Origin of the sequence: Burkholderia sp. BCC1988 (assembly GCF_905339895.1) — a bacterium.
In the GTDB taxonomy this organism is placed as follows: Bacteria; Pseudomonadota; Gammaproteobacteria; order Burkholderiales; family Burkholderiaceae; genus Burkholderia.
Genome location: NZ_CAJPHA010000019.1, coordinates 121302 through 144865, shown reverse-complemented (window position 1 = coordinate 144865; position 23564 = coordinate 121302). Strand labels below are relative to the sequence as shown.

Annotated in this window: 23 protein-coding genes and 1 tRNA gene; 5 read left to right on the top strand and 19 right to left on the bottom strand. The window is 64.8% G+C overall.

Annotated features, from left to right (window positions below; all coding sequences use genetic code 11):
- Positions 1-73: 73 nt before the first annotated feature.
- The 13 genes from nuoF to U4012_RS25680 form a co-directional block, all read right to left on the bottom strand.
- A complete protein-coding gene (gene nuoF, locus U4012_RS25740) occupies positions 74-1384 on the bottom strand; it encodes an NADH-quinone oxidoreductase subunit NuoF (protein ID WP_006756904.1) in 1311 nt (436 codons plus the stop codon).
- A complete protein-coding gene (gene nuoE, locus U4012_RS25735) occupies positions 1381-1866 on the bottom strand; it encodes an NADH-quinone oxidoreductase subunit NuoE (RefSeq protein ID WP_006478266.1) in 486 nt (161 codons plus the stop codon). The genes nuoF and nuoE overlap by 4 nt, the downstream gene beginning before the upstream one ends.
- Positions 1867-2046: 180 nt before the next feature.
- Entirely contained in the window at positions 2047-3300 is a 1254-nt protein-coding gene (locus U4012_RS25730; protein WP_044844663.1) for an NADH-quinone oxidoreductase subunit D, read from the bottom strand.
- Positions 3301-3309: 9 nt separating this feature from the next.
- On the bottom strand, positions 3310-3912 hold the full coding sequence (locus tag U4012_RS25725) for an NADH-quinone oxidoreductase subunit C (RefSeq protein WP_044844664.1): 603 nt from the start codon (positions 3910-3912) through the stop codon (positions 3310-3312).
- A gap of 21 nt (positions 3913-3933) precedes the next feature.
- Complete coding sequence (locus U4012_RS25720; RefSeq protein ID WP_006398799.1) at positions 3934-4413, bottom strand: NuoB/complex I 20 kDa subunit family protein; 480 nt, start codon at positions 4411-4413, stop codon at positions 3934-3936.
- 62 nt (positions 4414-4475) lie between these two features.
- Entirely contained in the window at positions 4476-4835 is a 360-nt protein-coding gene (locus U4012_RS25715) for an NADH-quinone oxidoreductase subunit A (protein ID WP_006398798.1), read from the bottom strand.
- Positions 4836-4989: 154 nt separating this feature from the next.
- A tRNA-Leu gene (locus U4012_RS25710) sits at positions 4990-5074 on the bottom strand.
- Positions 5075-5185: 111 nt separating this feature from the next.
- The gene (secG, locus tag U4012_RS25705) at positions 5186-5566 is read right to left on the bottom strand and encodes a preprotein translocase subunit SecG (RefSeq protein WP_042977371.1); all 381 of its coding nucleotides are present in this window, start codon (positions 5564-5566) and stop codon (positions 5186-5188) included.
- A 72-nt stretch (positions 5567-5638) separates the two neighbouring features.
- Positions 5639-6394, bottom strand: a complete 756-nt coding sequence (tpiA, locus tag U4012_RS25700) for a triose-phosphate isomerase (protein WP_124487228.1) — start codon at positions 6392-6394, stop codon at positions 5639-5641.
- A 140-nt stretch (positions 6395-6534) separates the two neighbouring features.
- Entirely contained in the window at positions 6535-7554 is a 1020-nt protein-coding gene (locus tag U4012_RS25695; RefSeq protein WP_044844666.1) for an NAD(P)H-quinone oxidoreductase, read from the bottom strand.
- 143 nt (positions 7555-7697) lie between these two features.
- Positions 7698-9845, bottom strand: a complete 2148-nt coding sequence (pnp, locus tag U4012_RS25690) for a polyribonucleotide nucleotidyltransferase (RefSeq protein ID WP_044844667.1) — start codon at positions 9843-9845, stop codon at positions 7698-7700.
- 291 nt (positions 9846-10136) lie between these two features.
- Positions 10137-10406, bottom strand: a complete 270-nt coding sequence (rpsO, locus tag U4012_RS25685) for a 30S ribosomal protein S15 (RefSeq protein WP_006398792.1) — start codon at positions 10404-10406, stop codon at positions 10137-10139.
- A gap of 117 nt (positions 10407-10523) precedes the next feature.
- Complete coding sequence (locus U4012_RS25680) at positions 10524-11783, bottom strand: branched-chain amino acid ABC transporter substrate-binding protein (protein WP_321802138.1); 1260 nt, start codon at positions 11781-11783, stop codon at positions 10524-10526.
- Between the two features lie 190 nt (positions 11784-11973).
- Here U4012_RS25680 and U4012_RS25675 point away from each other — a divergent pair, with 190 nt between their 5' ends.
- The 3 genes from U4012_RS25675 to U4012_RS25665 all read left to right on the top strand — a co-directional run bounded on the left by U4012_RS25675 (position 11974) and on the right by U4012_RS25665 (position 15102).
- The gene (locus tag U4012_RS25675) at positions 11974-12486 is read left to right on the top strand and encodes a hypothetical protein (RefSeq protein ID WP_321802126.1); all 513 of its coding nucleotides are present in this window, start codon (positions 11974-11976) and stop codon (positions 12484-12486) included.
- Positions 12487-12873: 387 nt separating this feature from the next.
- Complete coding sequence (locus U4012_RS25670; RefSeq protein ID WP_321802125.1) at positions 12874-13515, top strand: carbonic anhydrase; 642 nt, start codon at positions 12874-12876, stop codon at positions 13513-13515.
- A gap of 36 nt (positions 13516-13551) precedes the next feature.
- Positions 13552-15102 (top strand): SulP family inorganic anion transporter, encoded by a 1551-nt coding sequence (locus U4012_RS25665; protein ID WP_321802124.1) that lies wholly within the window; start codon positions 13552-13554, stop codon positions 15100-15102.
- A 79-nt stretch (positions 15103-15181) separates the two neighbouring features.
- On the opposite strand, the gene U4012_RS25660 is transcribed toward U4012_RS25665, so the two are convergent.
- From U4012_RS25660 to U4012_RS25635, 6 genes are all read right to left on the bottom strand, one after another.
- The gene (locus tag U4012_RS25660; RefSeq protein WP_044844671.1) at positions 15182-16726 is read right to left on the bottom strand and encodes a 2-isopropylmalate synthase; all 1545 of its coding nucleotides are present in this window, start codon (positions 16724-16726) and stop codon (positions 15182-15184) included.
- Positions 16727-17051: 325 nt separating this feature from the next.
- Positions 17052-17924: a CDP-diacylglycerol--serine O-phosphatidyltransferase gene (gene pssA, locus U4012_RS25655; protein ID WP_044844672.1), complete on the bottom strand. Its 873-nt coding sequence runs from the start codon at positions 17922-17924 to the stop codon at positions 17052-17054.
- Positions 17925-17939: 15 nt separating this feature from the next.
- A complete protein-coding gene (locus U4012_RS25650; protein WP_039370565.1) occupies positions 17940-18584 on the bottom strand; it encodes a phosphatidylserine decarboxylase in 645 nt (214 codons plus the stop codon).
- Positions 18585-18711: 127 nt separating this feature from the next.
- Positions 18712-19728, bottom strand: coding sequence for a ketol-acid reductoisomerase (ilvC, locus tag U4012_RS25645; RefSeq protein ID WP_044844673.1), 1017 nt, complete (start codon positions 19726-19728; stop codon positions 18712-18714).
- Between the two features lie 104 nt (positions 19729-19832).
- Positions 19833-20324 (bottom strand): acetolactate synthase small subunit, encoded by a 492-nt coding sequence (gene ilvN / locus U4012_RS25640; RefSeq protein ID WP_034207977.1) that lies wholly within the window; start codon positions 20322-20324, stop codon positions 19833-19835.
- A gap of 112 nt (positions 20325-20436) precedes the next feature.
- On the bottom strand, positions 20437-22200 hold the full coding sequence (locus U4012_RS25635; protein ID WP_321802123.1) for an acetolactate synthase 3 catalytic subunit: 1764 nt from the start codon (positions 22198-22200) through the stop codon (positions 20437-20439).
- Between the two features lie 352 nt (positions 22201-22552).
- On the opposite strand from U4012_RS25635, the gene U4012_RS25630 reads away from it, so the two are divergent.
- The gene (locus tag U4012_RS25630; protein ID WP_040144687.1) at positions 22553-23116 is read left to right on the top strand and encodes an RNA polymerase sigma factor; all 564 of its coding nucleotides are present in this window, start codon (positions 22553-22555) and stop codon (positions 23114-23116) included.
- A complete protein-coding gene (locus U4012_RS25625) occupies positions 23113-23538 on the top strand; it encodes a DUF3619 family protein (protein ID WP_044844675.1) in 426 nt (141 codons plus the stop codon). The genes U4012_RS25630 and U4012_RS25625 overlap by 4 nt, the downstream gene beginning before the upstream one ends.
- Positions 23539-23564: the final 26 nt, after the last annotated feature.

Sequence of the window (23564 nt, the reverse complement as noted above, 5' to 3'; positions counted from 1 at the left end):
GTCCTTAACCTATTTCCGCCCGTTCGCGCCTTCGCCCGACCGTGCGCTCAAATTCCGCAACCGGTGCTTCGCTTCAGGCTGCCGCCGCGTGCGCGTGGCCGCCGACCATGCAGTGCTTGTGCTCGACGTGGTACGCGAATTCGTCCCAGTAATGCTTGAGCATCCCGCGAACCGGCATCGCCGCCGCATCGCCGAGCGCGCAGATCGTGCGGCCCATGATGTTCTCGGCAACCGAGTTCAGCAGGTCCAGATCTTCCTGGCGGCCTTCGCCGTGCTCGATACGATTCACGACGCGATACAGCCAGCCGGTGCCTTCACGGCACGGCGTGCACTGGCCGCACGATTCCTCGTAGTAGAAGTACGACAGGCGCAGCAGCGAACGCACCATGCAGCGCGTCTCGTCCATCACGATCACCGCGCCGGAGCCGAGCATCGAGCCCGCCTTCGCGATCGAGTCGTAATCGAGATCGGTCTGCATCATGATGTCGCCCGGGATCACCGGCGCCGACGAGCCGCCCGGAATCACGGCCTTGATCTTGCGGCCGCCGCGCATCCCGCCGGCGAGCTCCATCAGCGTCGCGAACGGCGTGCCGAGCGGCACTTCATAGTTGCCCGGACGCTCGACGTCGCCCGACACCGAGAAAATCTTCGTGCCGCCGTTGTTCGGCTTGCCGATCTCGAGGTAATTCTGCGGCCCGATGGACAGCAGGAACGGCACCGCGGCGAACGTCTCGGTGTTGTTGATCGTGGTCGGCTTGCCGTACACGCCGAAGCTCGCCGGGAACGGCGGCTTGAAGCGCGGCTGGCCCTTCTTGCCTTCGAGCGACTCGAGCAGCGCCGTTTCCTCGCCGCAGATGTACGCGCCGTAACCGTGGTGCGCGTGCAGCTGGAACGAGAATTCCGAGCCCATGATGTTGTCGCCGAGGAAACCCGCGGCGCGCGCCTCATCGAGCGCGGCCTCGAAGCGTCGATACACTTCGAAGATTTCGCCGTGAATGTAGTTGTAGCCGACGGTGATGCCCATCGCGTACGCGCCGATGGCCATGCCTTCGATCAGCGCATGCGGGTTCCAGCGCAGGATGTCGCGATCCTTGAACGTGCCCGGCTCGCCTTCGTCCGAGTTGCAGACGAGGTACTTCTGTCCCGGGAACTGGCGCGGCATGAAGCTCCACTTCAGGCCGGTCGGGAAGCCCGCACCGCCACGGCCACGCAGGCCCGACGCCTTCACGTCGGCAATCACCTGCTCCGGGGGAATCTTTTCTTCGAGAATGCGGCGCAGCTGCTTGTAGCCGCCGCGCGCAACGTAGTCTTCGAGATGCCAGTTCTCGCCGTTCAGACCAGCGAGGATCAGCGGTTTGATGTGACGGTCGTGGAGGGACGTCATTTCGAGAGCTCCTCAAGCAGCTGGTCGATCTTCTCGCGGCTCATGAAGCTGCACATTCTGTGATTGTTCACCAGCAGCACCGGCGCATCGCCGCACGAGCCCATGCATTCGCCTTCCTTCAGCGTGAACTTGCCGTCGGGCGTGGTTTCGCCGAAGCCGATGCCCAGCTTCTGTTTCAGGTAGTCGGCAGTCGCTTCCGCGCCGCCGTGCGGGCCAAGCTGGCACGGCAGGTTCGTGCAGAGCGTGATCTTGTGCTTGCCGACCGGTTTGAGCTCGTACATCGTGTAGAACGTCGCGACTTCCTGCACGGCGACGGCCGGCATGCCGAGATAGTCCGCGACGAACTGCATCAGTTCGGGCGACAGCCAGCCGTGCTCTTCCTGAGCGACGGCCAACGCCGACATCACGGCGGACTGTTTCTGATCGGCGGGATACTTCGTCAACGCTCGATCGATTTCCTTCAGGCCTTCAGCTGAGATCATTTTCAGACACGACTCTTTCAATTCCTACCGAACGAACAACCTGCCGCACTGCTGTGCATGGACGGCAGACCTGGCGCTCACTGTTGACAGCTTGCGAAGCCGCGCCGGCTCGGCGCATACCGCATGTGACTTCGCGTGTGACTGACTGCTCGCCGCCCGCTCGCGCAGGCGGCGCAACCATTAGCGATCGATTTCGCCGAACACGATGTCCTGCGTACCGATGATCGTGACGGCGTCGGCAATCATGTGACCGCGCGCCATTTCGTCGAGCGACGCGAGGTGCGCGAAACCCGGTGCGCGGATCTTGAGGCGATACGGCTTGTTGGCACCGTCCGACACGAGGTAGATGCCGAATTCACCCTTCGGATGCTCGACTGCCGCGTACGCTTCGCCTTCCGGCACGTGAAAACCTTCGGTGAAGAGCTTGAAGTGGTGAATCAAGTCTTCCATGTTGGTCTTCATGCCGACGCGCGACGGCGGCGCAACCTTGTGATTGTCGGTCATCACCGGGCCCGGATTCTTGCGGAGCCACTCAATACACTGTTTCGCGATACGGACCGACTGGCGCATTTCTTCCACGCGCACCAGATAGCGGTCGTAGCAATCGCCGTTCACGCCGACCGGCACGTCGAAATCCATGCGGTCGTACACTTCGTACGGCTGCTTCTTGCGCAGGTCCCAGGCGATGCCCGAGCCGCGCAGCATCGGGCCCGTCAGGCCCATCTGCAGCGCACGCTCCGGGCTGACGACGCCGATCCCGACCAGACGCTGTTTCCAGATCCGGTTGTCGGTCAGCAGCGTTTCGTATTCGTCGACGCACTTCGGGAAGCGCGTGAAGAAGTCGTCGATGAAGTCGAGCACCGAGCCGCTGCGCGCTTCGTTCATCTTCGCGAGCGCCTTCTCGTTGCGAATCTTCGACGCCTTGTATTGCGGCATTGCGTCAGGCAGGTCGCGATAGACGCCGCCCGGACGGTAGTACGCCGCGTGCATCCGGGCACCGGACACCGCTTCGTACACGTCCATCAGGTCTTCGCGCTCGCGGAATGCGTACAGGAACACGGCCATCGCGCCGACGTCGAGTGCGTGCGCGCCGATCCACATCAGGTGGTTCAGCACGCGGGTGATCTCGTCGAACAGCACGCGGATGTACTGCGCGCGCTCCGGCACGTCGATGCCGAGCAGGCGCTCGATCGCGAGCACGTAGCCGTGCTCGTTGACCATCATCGACACGTAGTCGAGACGATCCATGTACGGCACGGACTGGATGAAGGTCTTGCTTTCCGCGAGCTTTTCGGTCGCGCGGTGCAGCAGGCCGATGTGCGGATCGGCACGCTGGATGACTTCGCCGTCGAGCTCGAGCACCAGGCGCAGCACGCCGTGCGCTGCCGGGTGCTGCGGGCCGAAGTTGAGGGTGTAGTTCTTGATTTCTGCCATGACGCCCCCTTAATGTTTCAGACCGCCATAGCGATCCTCGCGGATCACGCGCGGCGTGATTTCGCGCGGCTCGATCGTCACCGGCTGGTAGACGACCCGCTTCTCTTCCGGGTCGTAACGCATTTCGACATAGCCCGACACCGGGAAGTCCTTGCGGAACGGATGGCCGATGAAGCCGTAGTCGGTGAGGATGCGGCGCAGGTCGGGGTGACCCTCGAACACGAGGCCGTACAGGTCGAACGCTTCGCGCTCGTACCAGTTTGCGGAGGTCCAGATGTCGACGAGCGACGCCACGATCGGCAGATCGTCGTCCGGCGCGAACACGCGCAGGCGCAGGCGCCAGTTGTTCGTGACCGACAGCAGCTGCGACACGGCCGCGAAACGCGGGCCGTCGTAGGCGCCGTCGCCGTACGTTTGATAGTCGATGCCGCACAGGTCGATCAGCTGCTCGAAACGGAGCTTCGGATCGTCGCGCAGCGTCTTTGCGACTTCGAGGTAATCGCTCGCCTTCACGACGAGCGTCAGTTCACCGATCGCTTCGGTGAGGCTCACCACGCGCGCGCCGAGCGCGGCTTCGAGGTTGGCCTTGAGGGTCTCGATTTTGCTTGCCATATTGAGGGGACGCTCGGGGCTTTATTGACGGGCGATGGTGTTGGTGCGGCGGATCTTCGCCTGAAGCTGGATCACGCCGTAGACCAGCGCCTCGGCCGTGGGCGGACAGCCCGGTACGTAGACGTCGACCGGCACGATCCGGTCGCAACCGCGGACCACCGAGTACGAGTAGTGGTAGTAGCCACCACCGTTCGCGCACGACCCCATCGAGATCACCCAGCGCGGCTCGGCCATCTGGTCGTACACGCGGCGCAGTGCGGGCGCCATCTTGTTGCACAGCGTGCCGGCGACGATCATCACGTCCGACTGACGCGGGCTCGGACGGAACACGACCCCGAACCGGTCCAGGTCGTAACGGGCCGCGCCCGCATGCATCATCTCGACGGCGCAACACGCGAGCCCGAACGTCATCGGCCACAGCGAGCCGGTACGCGTCCAGTTGATCAGCTTGTCAGCCGTCGTGGTGACAAACCCTTCCTTCAAGACCCCTTCGATACTCATTTGCTTTCCACTCCAGACGAGCGGCCCAGCGCGGCCGCCCATGCAAACCGGCGATTAACCCATCACTCCCAGTCGAGGCCGCCTTTCTTCCAGATATAGGCAAAGCCCAGCAGGAATTCGAGCAGAAAAATCATCATTGCGATGAAACCCGGCCAGCCGATGTCCCGGAGCGCGACGCCCCACGGAAACAGGAATGCGGTTTCGAGATCGAAGATGATGAACAGGATGGCGACGAGGTAGTACCGGACGTCGAATTTCATCCGGGCGTCTTCAAAGGCTTCGAAGCCGCACTCGTACGGTGCGTTCTTCTCGACGTCCGGCTTGTTGGGACCAAGGAGCTTGCCGATGCTGACCAGCGCTATACCTAAACCAGTGCCCACGAGGAGGAACAACAAGACGGGGTAATAGGCTGCGAGGTTCAAGGCAATCCTCTATCGGTTGGTTCTGAGCGTCCGGAGAATACCACTTCCGGCGGAAGGAATCATTTCGGAGTGCGTGCAATCACAAGACAATCGCAAGGCACACCCCACAAATGAAAAATGCCAGCCACTAGAAGCGGCTGGCATTGAGTAACTTTGGTGCCGACGGCGAGACTCGAACTCGCACAGCTTTCGCCACTACCCCCTCAAGATAGCGTGTCTACCAATTTCACCACGTCGGCACTGCATGCAACTCGGGTTGTACTGCTCGTTTCCCGCGAATCGCTTCAAGAATTAAATTCTAACCCGAGTTCCAGATTTGTTCAACGCACAACCGCAAAAAATTTAACTTTTTATTTCGGGACGTCCTGGCCCGGCGCGCTTGCGGCCGACCCCGCAACCGCGGCGGACGCCGCGACTGCCGGTGCCGATGCTGCAGGTGCCGATGCCGGCGCGGTCGCTGCCGTGCCGAGCACGCCGGCCGACGGCGTCGACTTGTACGAACCGAGATACGTCAGTGCGAGCGTCGCGACGAAAAAGATCGTCGCGAGAATGCCCGTCGTGCGCGACAGAAAGTTCGCGGAGCCGGTCGCACCGAACAGGCTGCCCGACGCGCCGCTGCCGAATGCAGCACCCATGTCGGCACCCTTGCCGTGCTGGAGCAGCACCAGCCCGATCACACCCAGTGCAGACAGTACCTGCACGACAATAATCAGCGTCTTGAATAACAGCATCACACCCACCCGATTGGATCAGGCGACCGGACCGACCGGCCGCCATCATGGTTCAATTCGACCCCGGACCGCTCAACGCGCGGCCCGGCAGATCGCCAGGAAATCTTCCGCCTTCAGCGACGCGCCGCCGATCAGGCCGCCGTCGATGTCCGGCTGCGCGAACAGCTCTTCCGCGTTGTCCGGCTTCACGCTGCCGCCGTACAGCACCGATACGTCCGCCGCCCCCTTCGCCGCGAGACGCGCACGCAGGAATGCGTGTACGTCCTGCGCCTGCGCCGACGTCGCGCTCTTGCCCGTGCCGATCGCCCAGACCGGCTCGTACGCGACGACGATGCGCGCCGCTTCGTCGGCCGTCAGCACGGCCAGCACGGCGTCGAGCTGCGCACCGACCACCCGCTCGGTCGCACCCGCTTCACGCTCGTCGAGCGTTTCACCGACGCACACGACGGGCGTGAGGCCTGCCGCGAGCGCACGCTGCGTCTTCGCAGCGACGGTTTCGCTGCGCTCGCCGTGATACGCGCGGCGCTCCGAGTGACCGACGATCGCATACTGCGCGCCGAACTCCGCCACCATCGCGGCCGCCACTTCACCGGTGAACGCGCCCTGCTCGTGCGCGGACACGTCCTGCGCGCCGAACGCGACACGGCCGCCGGCGAGCTGCGCCTGAACCTGCGCGAGATACGGGAACGGCACGCACACGCCGATCGACGTCTCGGCCGCCACCGCGCCTGCGCCCTGCACCACTTCGTTCAGCAATGCCTGGTTGCCGGCCAGCCGGCCGTGCATCTTCCAGTTGCCGATCACTCGCTTCGTTCGTTGTTTCGACATCGTGTCTGTCTCGTCACTATCTTGTCATTAACGCACCGGAAACCGGCCGTCAGGTTGGATCTGGCGAAGCAAACCCGCGATTTTACTGCGCGCGGCTTGAACCGGTCAAACCGCACATGTCAAGTCCGGCCGCACGGCCGTCAGGTGGTCGTACCCCAATCGAGCACGATCTTGCCGATGTGCTCGCCGCTTTCCATCAGCGCATGCGCCTGCGCGGCCTCGCCGGCCGGCAGCACGCGGTAGATCACGGGCTTGATGCGGCCGTCCGCGAGCAGCGGCCAGACGCGCGCCTTCAGCTGTGCGGCGATGCGCGCCTTGAATTCGACCGGACGCGGACGCAGTGTCGAGCCCGTCACCGTCAGTCGGCGGCGCAGGATCTCGTTCAGGTTGACCTCGGCCTTCGCCCCGCCGAGCAGCGCGATCAGCACGAGGCGGCCGCCATCCGCGAGCGCGGACAGTTCGCGCGGCACGTACGAGCCCGCGACCATGTCGAGGATCACGTCGACGCCACGATCGTGCGTCAGCGACTTGACGACCTCGACGAAGTCCTCGGTCTTGTAGTTGATCGCGCGCTCGGCGCCGAGCGCCTCGCATGCCCGGCATTTGTCGGCATTCCCGGCCGTCGCGAACACGCGATAGCCGAGCGCGTGCGCGATCTGGATCGCCGTCACGCCGATCCCGCTCGAGCCGCCCTGCACGAGCAGCGTTTCCTGCTCGCCGCCCTCGCCCGCGCCGAGCAGCGCGCGGTCGAACACGTTGCTCCACACCGTGAAGAACGTTTCGGGCAGCGATGCGGCTTCGATGTCGGTCAGCCCGTCGGGAACCGGCAGGCATTGCGGTAGCGGCGCGACCGCGTACTCGGCGTAGCCGCCGCCCGCGAGCAGCGCGCAGACGCGATCGCCCAGCTTCAGGCCGAACGGGTTCAGCGCCGCATCCGACAGGTCGCCGCCGACGATCTCGCCCGCGACCTCGAGGCCCGGCAGATCCGATGCCCCCGGCGGCGGCGCATAGGCGCCCTTGCGCTGGAATACGTCGGGCCGGTTCACGCCGGAAGCCGCCACCTTGATCAGCACTTCGCCGCGCTTCGGTTCGGGGCGCGGACGCTCCGCGAGCTTCAGCACGTCGGGGGCGCCGAATTCGGTGATTTCGATGGCTTGCATGGTGGTCGCTCCAGGATCGGAATCGGGTGGCGCACCCGTGCGCGGCACGGGCGCCTCGCCGGCGCTGCTGCGCCGCACAACGATGCTACAGAAAAAACGGCCGGCACGCTTTCGCACTGCCGGCCGTTCTCACGCCTGTCCGCTTACTGCTGCGGCGGCGTATCCGAATGCGACGCCGCCGCTGCTTCGTTCAGCAGCGCCTTCGCCGACAGACGCACGCGACCCTTCTCGTCCGTCTGGATCACCTTGACCTTCACCTGCTGGCCTTCCTTCAGGTAGTCGTTGATGTCCTTCACGCGCTCGTTGACGATTTCCGAGATGTGCAGCAGGCCGTCCTTGCCCGGCAGCAGGTTCACGATCGCGCCGAAATCGAGCAGCTTGAGCACCGTGCCTTCGTACACCTGGCCGACTTCGATTTCAGCCGTGATTTGCTCGATGCGCTTCTTCGCTTCGGCCATGCCTTCGCTGTTCGTGCTCGCGATCGTCACGACGCCGTCATCGGAGATGTCGATGGTCGTGCCGGTTTCTTCGGTCAGCGCGCGGATCACCGAACCGCCCTTGCCGATCACGTCGCGGATCTTTTCCGGGTTGATCTTGATCGTGATCATGCGCGGCGCGAATTCCGACAGTTGCGTGTTCGCACCCGAGACCGCCGAGGTCATCTTGCCGAGGATGTGCATGCGGCCTTCCTTCGCCTGCGCGAGCGCGACCTGCATGATTTCCTTCGTGATGCCCTGGATCTTGATGTCCATCTGCAGCGCCGTCACGCCTTGCTCCGTGCCGGCCACCTTGAAGTCCATGTCGCCGAGGTGATCTTCGTCGCCGAGGATGTCGGTCAGCACCGCGAACTTGTTGCCTTCGAGGATCAGGCCCATCGCGATGCCCGCGACGTGCGCCTTCATCGGCACGCCGGCGTCCATCAGCGCGAGGCAGCCGCCGCACACCGATGCCATCGACGACGAACCGTTCGATTCGGTGATTTCCGACACGACGCGGATCGAATAGCCGAATTCGTCGGCGCTCGGCAGGCACTTGACCAGCGCGCGCTTCGCGAGACGGCCGTGGCCGATTTCACGACGCTTCGGCGAGCCGACGCGGCCCGTTTCGCCGGTCGCGAACGGGGGCATGTTGTAGTGGAGCATGAAGCGCTCGCGGTATTCGCCTTCGAGCGCGTCGATGATCTGCTCGTCACCCTTCGTGCCGAGCGTCGCGACGACGAGCGCCTGCGTTTCGCCACGCGTGAACAGCGCCGAACCGTGGGTGCGCGGCAGCACGCCGGTGCGGATCTCGATCGGACGCACGGTGCGCGTGTCGCGACCGTCGATGCGCGGCTCGCCGTTCAGGATCTGCGAACGGACGATCTTCGCTTCGATGTCGAACAGGATGTTGCCGACGGTCGCCTTGTCGGCCGCGACCGTGCCGGCCGCCAGCGCGTCTTCCTCGAGCTTCGCCGAGGTTGCCGCGTAGACTTCCTTCAGCTTCGTCGAACGCGCTTGCTTGTCGCGCAGCTGGTAAGCGGCGAGCAGGTCGCCGTGCGCCAGTTCCGTCACGCGCGCGATCAGCGCTTCGTTCTTCGGTGCCGGCTGCCAGTCCCACTCGGGCTTGCCGCCTTCGCGCACGAGTTCGTGGATCGCGTCGATCGCCGTCTGCATCTGCTCGTGGCCGAACACGACCGCGCCCAGCATCACGTCTTCCGGCAGCTGGTCGGCTTCCGATTCGACCATCAGCACCGCGCGCTCCGTACCGGCGACGACGAGGTCGAGGCTCGATGCCTTGATCTGGTCACGCGTCGGGTTCAGCACGTAGGCGTTGTCGATGTACGCGACGCGCGCGGCACCGACCGGACCGTTGAACGGCAGGCCCGACACGGCGAGCGCGGCCGATGCGCCGATCAGCGCGGGGATGTCCGCCGGGATTTCCGGGTTCACGGAAAGCACGTGGATCACGACCTGGACTTCGTTGTAGAAGCCTTCCGGGAACAGCGGGCGCAGCGGACGGTCGATCAGGCGCGACGTCAGCGTCTCGTGTTCCGACGGACGGCCTTCGCGACGGAAGAAGCCGCCCGGGATCTTGCCGGCCGAGTAGGTCTTCTCGAGGTAGTCGACGGTCAGCGGGAAGAAGTCCTGACCCGGCTTCGCCGACTTCGCGCCGACGACGGTGGCCAGCACGACGGTGTCTTCCACGTCGACGATCACGGCACCGCTCGCCTGGCGGGCGACTTCACCGGTTTCGAGGCGCACCTTGTGCTGGCCCCACTGGAATTCCTTCACGACCTTGTTGAACATGGACATGGTTGCTCCTTTGAATTCATTCATTTCATTCGCCGTGCGGGCCATCCCGCGCGGCGGCGTCCCGACCGAATCACCCGGAGCAAGGTGTGTTTTTTATGCCATTCCAGCACGCCGCTCGACGAGCGGCGCGCTGGAATGACACAAATCCCGACCCCGGTATCAGCCGTTCCGGCAGCCCGGCACCCACGTGCCGGACGACCTGCGGTGCGCGTGACGCTACGCACCGCGCAAAAACAAAATGCCTGCATCAGCGGACTGACACAGGCATCTTGCTGGCGGCAATCGCCTCGATTACTTACGCAGACCCAGCTTCTCGATCAGCGCGCGGTAACGGTCGGCATCCTTGCCCTTGAGGTAGTCGAGCAGCTTGCGGCGGCGGCTCACCATGCGCAGCAGGCCGCGGCGGCTGTGGTGATCCTTCGCGTGGGTCTTGAAGTGACCCGTCAGTTCGACGATACGTGCGGTCAGCAGTGCGACCTGGACTTCGGGCGAACCCGTGTCGTTGGTACCGCGGGCGAACTGAGCAACGACTTCCGACTTCTTGATATCTGCAACAGACATAAGATTTCCTTTGTTTCCTACTGGCTAACTAACAGGCGGACACGGAAGAATGGCCGTGCCGTGACTTACAACCGGCGGGCATTGTAGCACAACTGCACGCCGTTCCATCGCCTCCTGTCACGGGCGCGTCATCGAGCAGGTCGACGGCATCTGCGTGCGCTGCGCGGGCACCGCGAGGACGGTCCGGAAACCGTATCCCGAGCCCTCGTTGTCGAAGCGCACGCCCGGCGTGCCGGCCTTGTCCATTTCCATCACGTAAAGGGGCTGGATCAACTGGTGATCCTGCGCCCGCATCGACGACGCGTGGAAGCCGTCGTCGAGCGACAGCCCTTCGAGCGCGCGCGCCACTGCGATGGGGTCGGACGAGCCGGCGCGATTCATCGCCGCCGCGAGCATCTCGATCATCAGGCTCATCCGTCGCACCGGATAGTCGTCCGGGGCAGCGGGAAAACGGGTCCGGTACGCGCGGTAGAACCCGTCCGATTGCGCGCCGCCCGCGTTCGGATGCCAGTCCGCGACGGCGACCACCCGGCCGACGCCCGCATCGCCGAGCGCGGCCGGCGCGCCGAGACTGTTGCCATAGAACGTATAGAACTTCGCGTTCAGCCCCTGCTCGCGTGCCGCCTTCACGAGCAGCGTGAGGTCGTTGCCCCAGTTGCCGGTCACGACGGCGTCCGCGCCGCTCGCGCGGATCTTCGCGATATAGGGCGAGAAATCCTTGATGCGGCCGATCGGGTGGAATTCGTCGCCGGCGATCGTCACGTCGGGGCGCCGCTCGGCCAGCGCCTGCCGCGCCAGCGCGCTGACGTCGTGGCCGAAGCTGTAGTCCTGGTTCAGCAGGTAGACCTTGCGCAGCGGGCGGTCGCGCGCCATCACGTCCGCCAGCGCGGCCATCCGCATCCCCGCGTGCGCGTCGAAGCGGAAATGCCAGAAGCTGCAGCGCGCACCGGTCAGCGCCGGATCGTCGGCCGAATAGTTGAGGAACAGCATCCGGCTGTCCGGATTGCGCGCGTTCAGCTTGTCGAGCGCCGCGACGAGCGCGGCCGCGACCGCCGAGCTGTTGCCCTGCGCGACGAAACCGATGTGCCGGTCCGCCGCCGCGCGCAACTGCACCAGCGCCTCCTCCGGGCTACCCTTGCTGTCGAGCACGACGAGTTCGAGTGGGTGCGCGCCGTCACGCAGCTTCACGCCGCCCGCCGCGTTGACCCGCTCGACGCCGAAGCGCAGGTTGCGCTCGACGGCCGCGCCCGCGTTCGCGAACGGGCCCGACATCCCTTCGATCAGCGCGATCCGCACCGGCTCGCCTGCCGCGAACGCGGACGACGCCAGCATCCACCCGGCGCTCCATGCGAGCGCGTACCGTTTCCACAGCTGCATCGGCTCCCTGCCCTTCAACCTGTCCGAGAAGCGCGGATCATAGGACGCGGGCGGCGCCGGCCGCAAGCCCGGCGCGCAACGATAGCCCGACGACACCCGGCCGGCGATCCGCACCGATTTTTTCGGCACGATGCGCCGGCGCGCGCCGTCCGTGATACAACTGAACGGTTAGAGCGTTCTGGAGGATCCCATGCGCATTCGCATTCCCGCGCGCCTGCCGGTGCTGGTCGCCTGTTCGGCGGCGCTGCTCGCCGGCTGTGCGCAACCGTGGCAGCAATACCAGGCCGGCCAGGACGAGTCGACGATCGTCGCGCGCATGGGCCCGCCGCGCGAGATCTACGACCTGCCCGGCGGCGGCAAGCGCCTGATGTGGCCGACCCAGCCGATGGGCGAGATCACCGTCGCGGCCGACGTCGACGCGGCCCACCGGATCGTCAACGTGCGCCAGGTGCTGCAGCCGAGCGAGTTCTATCGCGCGGATATCGGCAAGTGGACCAAGACCGACGTGCTCGTCAATTTCGGCCGCCCGGTCGAGACGTCCTACTTCCCGCTGATGAAGCGCGAGGTATGGACCTACCGCTATCTCGAAGACAACGTCTGGTACATGATGTACAGCTTCTACTTCGACCCGCAGGGCATCCTGCGCACCACGCAGAAAACACCGGACCCGCTGCACGATCCCGACCGCCGCAATCTGTTCTGATCGGATCGATTGCGCATTTACGCGCAATTTTCACAATGGCCATTCACGAATCGTTGCGTGAATGGCCATTTCATTTTTTCCGTCATATTCGATTAATTTCGAATTGAAGCAGCAATCCTTTCCGATCGAATATGCGCCCAAAGCATCGCGGTGAAGCCCCGCGCCACGCGGCCGCCGGCGGGAAACAGGCATGCACGATACATGTCATGCGTTGCATTGGTGCATTCGGTGCACCTCTCCAGATCGAGTTGAAACAATTTGTATCATTGGCACCGGATGTTAGGGCATACCCCTAATATCGGATGAAATTGAACCTTTCAATTTAGAAAGCATCCTATTGCTCCACTTCGTCCGGTATTTGTTTGTCCTTATCAGAAAGGAGTCCTCATGAATCGCCCCAAGAGCATGCTGGTTGCCAACATCGCCTGGGCCCGCGAGACGCACGAGCACACGCCCGGTTTCTTCGACGCACTCGCGCGCGGCCAGAATCCGCGCGTGCTGTGGATCGGCTGCGCCGACAGCCGGGTGCCAGCCGAAACCATCACGCATTGCGTGCCCGGCGAGCTGTTCGTCCATCGCAACATCGCGAACCTGTTCCATCCCGACGACGACAATTCCGCGAGCGTGCTCGAGTACGCCGTGCGCGTGCTCGAAGTCGACCACGTGATCGTGTGCGGCCACTACGGATGCGGCGGGGTGCGCGCGTCGCTGCTGCCGCCGCCGGCCGACCTGCCGCACGTCGCGCGCCGCATCGCGCCGCTGTGCGCGCTTGCACGGCGCCATCGCGACACGCTCGACGGACTCGACGACACGGCCGCCGCCGACCGCCTAGCGGAACTCAACGTGCTCGAACAGGTGCGGCTGCTGCGCGCTTCGCCGATCGTGCATGGCCGGCAGCGGCCGCCGCTCGTGCACGGCTGGATCTTTTCGCTCGCCGACGGCCGCCTGAAGGAACTCGATTCCGGCTACACGGCAGCGCCGGCCGAAGCCGAACCGGAGCATGCCGCCATGGCCGTCGCTCTCGGCTGATCCGCCCCTCCCTACGCCAATGAAATCACCCCAACCATGAAACTGAACGACCGCCTGTCCACCCTGCCGCGCGACATCGTCGCCGGCATCGTCGTGTTCCTCGTCGCGCTGCCGTTATGTCTCGGCATCGCCAATGCGTCCGGCGTCGAGCCGTTCGCCGGGCTCGTGTCCGGCATCGTCGGCGGGATCATCGTCGCGCTGTTGAGCGGCTCGTCACTGTCGGTCAGCGGGCCGGCCGCCGGCCTCGTCGTGATCGTCGTCGAAGGGATCGCGCAACTCGGCAGCTTTTCCGCGTTCCTGCTCGCGGTGCTGCTGTCCGGCGTGCTGCAGTTCGGCTTCGGCATGCTGCGCGCCGGCCGCTTCGCCGCGTACGTACCGTCGCCCGTCATCAAGGGCATGCTCGCGGCGATCGGCCTGCTGCTGGTCGTGAAGCAGATTCCGTTCGCATTCGGCATCGGCGGGCCGGCCGCGCAATCGTTTGCATCATGGCCCGGCCTGCCGACCGCCTGGGCCGCAACGGCCATCGCGCTCGTCTCGCTCGCGCTGCTGGTCGCGTGGGACACGCCCGCGCTCAAGCGCTTCGGCTGGGTACGCGCGGTGCCTGCGCCGCTCGCGGTCGTCGTGTTCGGCATCGGCGCGACGCTGGTGCTCGGCGTCGTTGCACCGTCGGTCGCGCCGGGCGCCGCGCATCGCGTCACGCTGCCGGAGCTCGAATCGTTCGCGGCGCTCGCGGCATCGCTGAAGCATGCCGAGCTCGGCCCGAACTTCGCGCAACTCGTCAATCCGGACGTGTGGCGCGTCGCGATCACGCTCGCGGTCGTCGCGAGCCTCGAGACGCTGCTGAGCCTGGAGGCGGTCGAACAGATCGATCCGAAGCGCCGGCCGACCCAGCCGGACCGCGAACTCAAGGCCCAGGGCGTCGGCAATCTCGTCGCGGGCGCGGTCGGCGGGCTGCCGATCACGTCGGTGATCGTGCGCAGTTCGGTCAACGTGAACGCGGGTGCCCAAAGCCGGATGTCGGCGATCGTGCACGGGATCCTGCTGCTCGCCAGCGTGTTCGCACTCACCGGGCTGATCAACCTGATCCCGCTCGCGAGCCTCGCGGCGATCCTGATCCACACCGGCTTCAAGCTCGCGAAACCGGCGCTGTTCCGCTCGGTGCTGAAGCAGGGCCCGGCCGCGTTCGTGCCGTTCGCCGCGACGATCGCGGGCGTGCTGGCGGTCGACCTGCTGTTCGGCATCGCGCTCGGCCTCGCCTGCAGCGTGCTGGCGGTCGCGGTGGCGAACCTGAAGAGCCCCGTCACGCTCGCGCAGCACGACGACCACTTCCTGCTGTCGTTCCGCAAGGACGTGTCGTTCCTCGGCAAGGTGCAGGTCAAGCATCACCTGCGGCACATTCCGGACCGCGCGGCCGTGATCATCGACGCGACGCGCGCCGACTACATCGACCACGACGTGCTCGAACTGCTCGACGCGTTCATCGCCGATGCGCCGCGGCGCGGGATCGCGGTCGAATTCCGCCGCCGCAGCCCGGCGCCCCGCCCGGCCGCGCGCCGCTGGTCGTTCCGCGCGCCGGCCGCCGAATGAGCGGCGCATGAAAAACGCCCCGCGCGGCGCGAGGCCGCACGGGGCGTTTCGTGTGCTTCGGGCGCTCGACGCGCAGCGCTTACGCGCGCTGCGGGTTGACCTTGTCGTCCTTCGAATGCAGCTTGTTCAGCGCCGAGATGTACGCCTTCGCGGACGCGGCGACGATGTCCGGATCGGTGCCGACACCGTTGACGATCCGCCCGCTCTTCGACAGCCGGACCGTCACTTCGCCCTGCGCCTGCGTGCCGGTCGTGATCGCGTTCACCGAGTACAGCAGCAGTTCGGAACCGCTGCCGACTTCACCCTCGATCGCGTTGAACGTCGCGTCGACCGGCCCGTTGCCGCGTGCCTCGCCGGTCACTTCCTTGCCTTCGACCGCGAACACGATCTTCGCCTGTGGCTGCTCGCCCGTCTCCGAACGCTGCGACAGCGACACGAACTTGAAGTGCTCCTGCTCGTGCGCGAGCGCCGATTCTTCCGAGACGATCGCGATGATGTCTTCGTCGAAGATCTCGGCCTTGCGGTCGGCGAGGTCCTTGAAGCGCATGAACGCGGCGTTCAGTTCGGCTTCGCTGTCGAGCGACACGCCGAGTTCCTGCAGGCGCTGCTTGAACGCGTTGCGACCCGACAGCTTGCCGAGCACGATCTTGTTCGCGGTCCAGCCCACGTCTTCCGCGCGCATGATTTCGTAGGTGTCGCGCGCCTTCAGCACGCCGTCCTGGTGGATGCCCGACGCGTGCGCGAACGCGTTCGCGCCGACCACCGCCTTGTTCGGCTGCACGACGAAACCGGTGATCTGCGACACGAGCTTCGAGGTCGGCACGATCTGCGTCGTGTCGATGCCGACGTCGAGGCCGAAGTAGTCCTTGCGGGTCTTCACGGCCATCACGATTTCTTCGAGCGACGTGTTGCCCGCGCGCTCGCCGAGACCGTTGATCGTGCACTCGACCTGGCGCGCACCGCCGATCTTCACGCCGGCGAGCGAGTTCGCCACCGCCATCCCGAGATCGTTGTGGCAATGCACGGAGAAGATCGCCTTGTCCGAGTTCGGAATGCGTTCGCGCAGCGTCTTCACGAGGTTGCCGTAGAGTTCCGGCACGCCGTAGCCGACCGTGTCGGCGATGTTGATCGTCGTCGCCCCCTCGGCGATCACCGCTTCCAGCACGCGGCACAGGAAGTCGAGATCCGAACGGCTGCCGTCTTCCGGCGAGAATTCGACGTTGTCGGTGAACTTGCGCGCGAAGCGCACCGCGAGGCGCGCCTGCTCGAACACCTGGTCCGGCGTCATGCGCAGCTTCTTTTCCATGTGCAGCGGCGACGTCGCGATGAACGTGTGGATCCGCGAGCTGTTGGCCGGCTTCAGCGCGTCGGCCGCACGCTGGATGTCCTTGTCGTTGGCGCGCGCCAGCGAGCAGATCGTGCTGTCCTTCACGAGACCGGCGATCGTGTGGATCGCGTCGAAGTCGCCGTTCGAGCTGGCCGCGAAACCGGCCTCGATCACGTCGACCTTCATCCGCTCGAGATGCTTCGCGATGCGGATTTTCTCTTCCTTCGTCATCGACGCGCCGGGCGATTGTTCACCGTCACGCAACGTCGTATCGAAAATGATCAGCTTGTCTGTCATGGGGGGGCTCCAGGGCTCTTTATACGGGAATCGAACGTAATGAGATCGCGCCACCGCTGGCGACGCTCAACAACAGACGAGGCTTGACGGAGGGCGAGAACGGTCAGCGCGGCAGGCGCGCCAAAGCTAGCGCGCGTAGCGGCGCACCGGCTAGAAGGAGGGAGAGGCGGGGAAATGCAGTCATGCCGAAGACTATAGCGACATTCCGCCGGGTGCGCAATCGGACGGCACCCGGGATACCGGGCTCCGACGCACGAAAAAGGGGCAAATGAAAACGGCGGCCCGGAATCATCTCCGAGGCCGCCGTTTCCGGACAGGTTGCGCGTCAGTGGTCGCGTTGCGACGAGCGCGCGGGATTCGCCCGCCCGCGCACGGCCATGTAGGCCCAGAACACGTAGCCGGACAGCCCGTACAGCACGAACAGGCAGAACAGCATCAGCGGCGGATCGGACGACACGAGCACGAACGCGACGACGACCAGCAGGATCGCCGCGAACGGCACGCGGTGCCGCACGTCGAGCGCCTTGCCGCTGTAGAACGGCGCGTTCGACACCATCGTCACGCCCGCATAGATCGTCAGTGCGAACGCGACCCACGGCAGCCAGCCGAGCTTCATCGGCACGCGGTTGTCGGTCGCGAGCCAGACGAAGCCGGCAATCAGCGCGGCGGCGGCCGGGCTCGGCAGCCCCTGGAAGAAGCGCTTGTCGACGCTGCCGATGTTCGTGTTGAAACGCGCGAGACGCAGCGCGGCGCCCGAGCAATAGACGAACGCGGCGAGCCAGCCCCAGCGGCCGAGATCCTTCAGCACCCACTCGTACATCACGAGCGCGGGCGCGACGCCGAACGACACCATGTCCGACAGGCTGTCGAACTGTTCGCCGAACGCGCTTTGCGTATGCGTCATGCGCGCGACGCGCCCGTCCATCCCGTCGAGCACCATCGCGACGAAGATCGCGATCGCGGCGATCTCGAAGCGCACGTTCATCGCCTGCACGACCGCGAAGAAGCCGCAGAACAGCGCGGCGGTCGTGAATGCGTTCGGCAGCAGATAGATGCCACGCGTCTTCAGGAACCGCTGGCGCGCGGCGCGGCGGCTCTCGAGCGGCGCGGGATCGGGCGCCATTCCCTTGTTGCGGCGGAACGGACGTGGCGTCTGGCCGGAGCCGTTACGCGGCCGACGCGGTTTGAATGCGGCCATCGTGCGCCCCGCCGCTTACTGTTCGAGCTCGGCGAGGATCGTCGACGACGCGTAGACCTTCTCGCCGATCGACACCTTCGCGCGGCTGCCGAGCGGCAGATACACGTCGACGCGCGAACCGAAGCGGATGAAACCGTAGCGCTGGCCGCGCGACAGCGGCTCGCCGGCGCGCACGTAGCAGAGGATCCGGCGGGCGACGAGGCCGGCGATCTGCACGGCGGTGACGGTCTTGCCGCTCGCCGTCTGGATCACGACCGCATTGCGCTCGTTCTCGGTCGACGCCTTGTCGATCGCCGCGTTCAGGAACGCGCCCGGGAAGTACTCGACCTTGGAGATCGCGCCGTCGACCGGCGAACGCTGCGAATGGACGTTGAAGACATTCATGAACACGCTGATCTTCAGCGCTTCGCGGTTCGCGTACGGATCCTGCGTGGTCTCGACCGCGACGATGCGGCCGTCGGCCGGGCACAGCACCGCATTCGGCTGCGCCGGGATCGGGCGCTGCGGATCGCGGAAGAACTGGACGACGAAGACGAGCAGCAGCCAGAACGGCCACGCGAAGCCGAAGCCCCCGACGGCGTGGATCAACAACGCGATGACGGCTGCAATCGCGATGAACGGCCAGCCTTCGCGCGCGATGATCGGATGAGGATAGTTCATGGGTTCGTTCGGTGTTCGGTGAATTGCAAAGCCCGTAGGATAGCAAAAGCCGCCCGGGGCACTGCTGCCTTCGGACGGCTTTTTGAAACCGACCCTCCACTCGAAGGGCCGGAGCAGCACGCGGTGCTTAGTTCTTCGTCTGGTCGACGAGCTTGTTCTTCGCGATCCACGGCATCATCGCGCGCAGCTTCGCACCGACCTGCTCGATCTGGTGCTCGGCCGTCAGGCGGCGGCGCGACTGCAGCGTCGGGGCGCCTGCCTTGTTCTCGAGAATGAAGCTCTTGGCGTACTCGCCCGTCTGGATGTCAGTCAGGCACTGCTTCATCGCCTTCTTCGTCTCTTCCGTGACGACGCGCGGGCCCGTCACGTACTCGCCGTACTCGGCGTTGTTCGAGATCGAGTAGTTCATGTTCGCGATGCCGCCTTCGTAGATCAGGTCGACGATCAGCTTCAGTTCGTGCAGGCACTCGAAGTACGCCATTTCCGGCGCGTAGCCGGCTTCGACCAGCGTCTCGAAACCTGCCTTGATCAGCTCGACGGTACCGCCGCACAGCACGGCCTGCTCGCCGAACAGGTCGGTTTCGGTCTCTTCACGGAAGTTCGTCTCGATGATGCCGGCACGGCCGCCGCCGTTCGCTGCCGCGTACGACAGCGCGATGTCGCGTGCCGCGCCCGACTTGTTCTGCGCAACCGCGATCAGGTGCGGCACGCCGCCACCTTGCGAGTACGTGCCGCGCACGGTGTGGCCCGGGGCCTTCGGCGCGATCATGATCACGTCGAGATCGGCGCGCGGGATCACCTGGCCGTAGTGGACGTTGAAGCCGTGCGCGAATGCCAGTGCGGCGCCCTGCTTGATGTTCGCGTGCACTTCCTTCGCGTACACGTCGGCGATCTGCTCGTCCGGCAGCAGCATCATGACGACGTCCGCGCCCTTCACCGCTTCCGCGACTTCCTTGACCGCGAGGCCTGCGTTTTCAGCCTTGCTCCACGACGCGCCGTCCTTGCGAAGGCCGACCGTCACGTTCACACCGCTGTCCTTCAGGTTCAGTGCGTGTGCATGGCCTTGCGAGCCGTAGCCGATGATCGTGACTTGCTTGCCCTTGATGAGGGAGAGGTCAGCGTCTTTGTCGTAGAAAACGTTCATGATGGTTCCTTCGCTAATTCAAAAATTCAACAATTCGTTCAGATGGAGTACTGCGGGCCGGGACATGACGGCGCACCCGGCGTGCCTCTTTGGCAATTTCGGCATCACACCTTCAGGATGCGCTCGCCGCGTCCGATGCCGGAGCTGCCGGTACGCACGGTCTCTAGGATCGCGGTGGCGTCCAGCCCCTGGATGAATGCGTCGAGCTTGTCGCTCGCGCCCGTCAATTCGATCGTGTAGGTCTTTTCGGTCACGTCGATGATGCGGCCGCGGAAAATGTCCGACATCCGCTTCATTTCTTCGCGCTCCTTGCCCACTGCACGTACCTTGATCAGCATCAGCTCGCGTTCGATGTGTGCACCGTCGGTCAGGTCCACCACTTTCACCACCTCGATCAGGCGGTTCAGATGCTTCGTGATCTGTTCGATCACGTCGTCGGAGCCAATGGAAACGATGGTGAGCCGCGACAGCGATTGGTCTTCGGTCGGCGCCACCGTCAAGGTTTCGATGTTGTAGCCGCGTGCGGAAAACAGACCGACCACGCGCGACAGCGCGCCCGGTTCGTTTTCCAGCAGGACGGAAATGATGTGTCTCATGTTCGCTTCTTCCAGAATGTGTCCGTGTCGATTCACTCGCGCCGCGCGCCGCCCGGTGCCGCACCGCCCTTCGTGAAGGCGGCCGCTCCCGGCCTGGACGCGCGTCGCGCCGTTACAGATCTTCCGATCCGAGCAGCATCTCGGTGATGCCCTTGCCGGCCTGTACCATCGGCCAGACGTTTTCGGTCGGATCGGTCTGGAAGTCGAGAAACACGGTGCGGTCCTTCAGGCGCAGCGCTTCCTTCAGCGCCGGCTCCACATCCGAGGTCTTTTCGATCCGCATGCCGACATGGCCGTACGCTTCGGCGAGCTTCACGAAATCGGGCAGCGCATCCATGTACGAATGCGAATAGCGCTTGCTGTATTCGATCTGCTGCCACTGGCGGACCATGCCGAGATAGCGGTTGTTCAGCGAAATGATCTTCACGGGCGTGTCGTACTGCAGGCAGGTCGACAGTTCCTGGATGCACATCTGGATCGAGCCTTCGCCCGTGATGCACAGCACGTCGTCGTCCGGGTGCGCCATCTTGACGCCCATCGCTGCCGGCAGGCCGAAGCCCATCGTGCCGAGGCCGCCGGAGTTGATCCAGCGACGCGGCTTGTTGAAACGGTAGAACTGCGCGGCCCACATCTGGTGCTGGCCGACGTCCGAGCACACGAACGCGTTGCCGTCCGTCAGCTCCCACGCCTTCTCGACCACGTACTGCGGCTTGATGATCTCGCTGTCGCGGTCGAACTTCAGGCAGTCTTTCGCGCGCCAGCTTTCGATGTCCTTCCACCATTGCGCGAGCGCTTCGGTGTCGGGGCCATGCTCGGCCGTCTGCAGCTGCTCGATCAGCTCCTTCAGCACTTCCTTCACGTCGCCGACGATCGGGATGTCGACCTTCACGCGCTTCGAGATCGACGACGGGTCGATGTCGATGTGGATGATCTTGCGCGGACGCGACGCAAAGTGCGCCGGATCGCCGATCACGCGGTCGTCGAAGCGCGCGCCGATCGCGATCAGCACGTCACAGTGCTGCATCGCCATGTTCGCTTCGTAGGTGCCGTGCATGCCGAGCATGCCGAGGAATTTCTTGTCCGACGCGCGATAGCCGCCGAGGCCCATCAGCGTGTTCGTGACCGGGTAGCCGAGCAGGTCGGCGAACTGGTTCAGTTCGCGTGCCGCATCGGCGAGGATGATGCCGCCGCCCGTGTAGATATAGGGACGCTTCGCCGACAGCAGCAGCGACACGGCCTTGCGGATCTGGCCCGAATGGCCCTTCGTGACGGGGTTGTACGAGCGCAGCGACACGCTCTTGACCGGCTCGTACTGGCACGGTGTCTTGGAGATGTCCTTCGGGATGTCGATCAGCACCGGGCCCGGACGGCCGGTGCGGGCGATGTAGAACGCCTTCTTGACGGTTTCCGCGAGGTCGCGCACGTCCTTCACGAGGAAGTTGTGCTTCACGCACGGACGCGTGATACCGACCGTATCGCATTCCTGGAACGCGTCCTGGCCGATCGCGGCAGTCGGCACCTGGCCGCTGATCACGACCATCGGGATCGAATCCATGTAGGCCGTCGCGATGCCGGTCACCGCATTGGTGACACCGGGGCCGGACGTCACGAGACAGACGCCGACATTGCCGGTGGAACGCGCATACGCATCGGCTGCGTGCACGGCCGCCTGTTCGTGGCGCACCAGCACGTGCTGAATCTTGTCCTGCTTGTAAAGCTCGTCGTAGATGTAGAGTACCGAGCCGCCGGGGTAGCCCCAGATGAATTCGACGTTTTCGTCGGCCAGTGCCTTCATGAGCACGGTGGCGCCGATGGAGTCGCTATCGGGAGGGGAAAGGGGTTCCGACGTGGAGAATTCCGCGCTGGGCATGTTCATTTTGACCTTTCGAATTTTCGGCAAAAAATTGATCGGGTGCTCTCTGCCGGGCTTGTGGCTCGGGTTCAAGCGGCGCGTCCAGTTTGAAGGGCGGGCTTCTTGGGCCAGCCTCAAATGAGACCATCACTTCATGTTGCGAATCGCTGACGATAGCGGGTCATGATTGGGTCGTCAAGCAAAATATCCCGCAGCGCATCATGCGCCCCGCCCGGCGGGCCGCGGACGCGGCTCGCAAGCAACGGGGCGAGCCGCAACCGGTGCCAAGTCGCGCGAAAATTTGTTAGCATCCGCGGGTTTTACGAAATTTTTCGACCTTTCACACGCCGCAGTCCGCAGCGCATACCTTTACGGAATGGCATCAGACAAGGAACTCGCCGACTTTCTGGCGGGCGTCGAAAGGCGCGCGTTCAAGCAGGCTGCGTACGCCGTGCGTGACGACGATGCGTCGCTCGACATCGTGCAGGACGCGATGATCAAGCTGGCGGAGAAATACGGCGACCGGCCGGCGGCCGAACTGCCGCTGCTGTTCCAGCGGATCCTGCAGAACGCGATCCACGACTGGTTCCGCCGGCAGAAGGTCCGCAACACCTGGGTCACGCTGTTCTCGTCGCTCAACAATACGGACGACGAGGACTTCGATCCGCTGGAAACGCTCGAGTCCGCGGACGACAATGCAGGTGTCGAGAGCACCGAGCACCGCCTCGAGCGGGAGCAGGTTCTGGCCCTGATCGACGAAGAAATCCAGAAACTTCCGACGCGTCAACGGGAAGCGTTCCTGATGCGTTATTGGGAAGATATGGATGTCGCCGAGACTGCCGCCGCAATGGGGTGCTCCGAAGGCAGCGTCAAGACGCACTGCTCGCGAGCCACCCATGCCCTGGCGCAAGCGCTCAAGGCCAAAGGAATCACGCTATGAGCTCCGCTCCCGTAAATCGAGAACACGAATTCGCGCTGAAGGTCCGCCGCGCACTGGACGAACGTGCCGCGGCGCTGCCTGCCGCGACCACCGATCGTCTGGCCGTCGCGCGCCGGGCCGCGCTCGCGCGCAAGAAGCCGGAAGCCGCCACCGCGCCGGTGTTCGTGCCCGCCTTCGCCGGTGCCGCCGCCGCATACGGCACGCCGCCCGCGAGCCGTCCGCAGACGTCGTTCGCGCGCCGCCTGCTGCGCGCGTGGCCGCTCGCACTGCTGCTCGCGGGGCTCGTCGGCATCGCGTACTGGGAAGACATGCAGCGCACCGCCGAACTCGCCGACATCGACGCGGCGATGCTCAGCGACGACCTGCCGCTCAACGCGTATCTCGATCACGGGTTCAACGCGTATCTTTCGCACACACGCTAACAAACAGACAATAACGAGGGGATCGC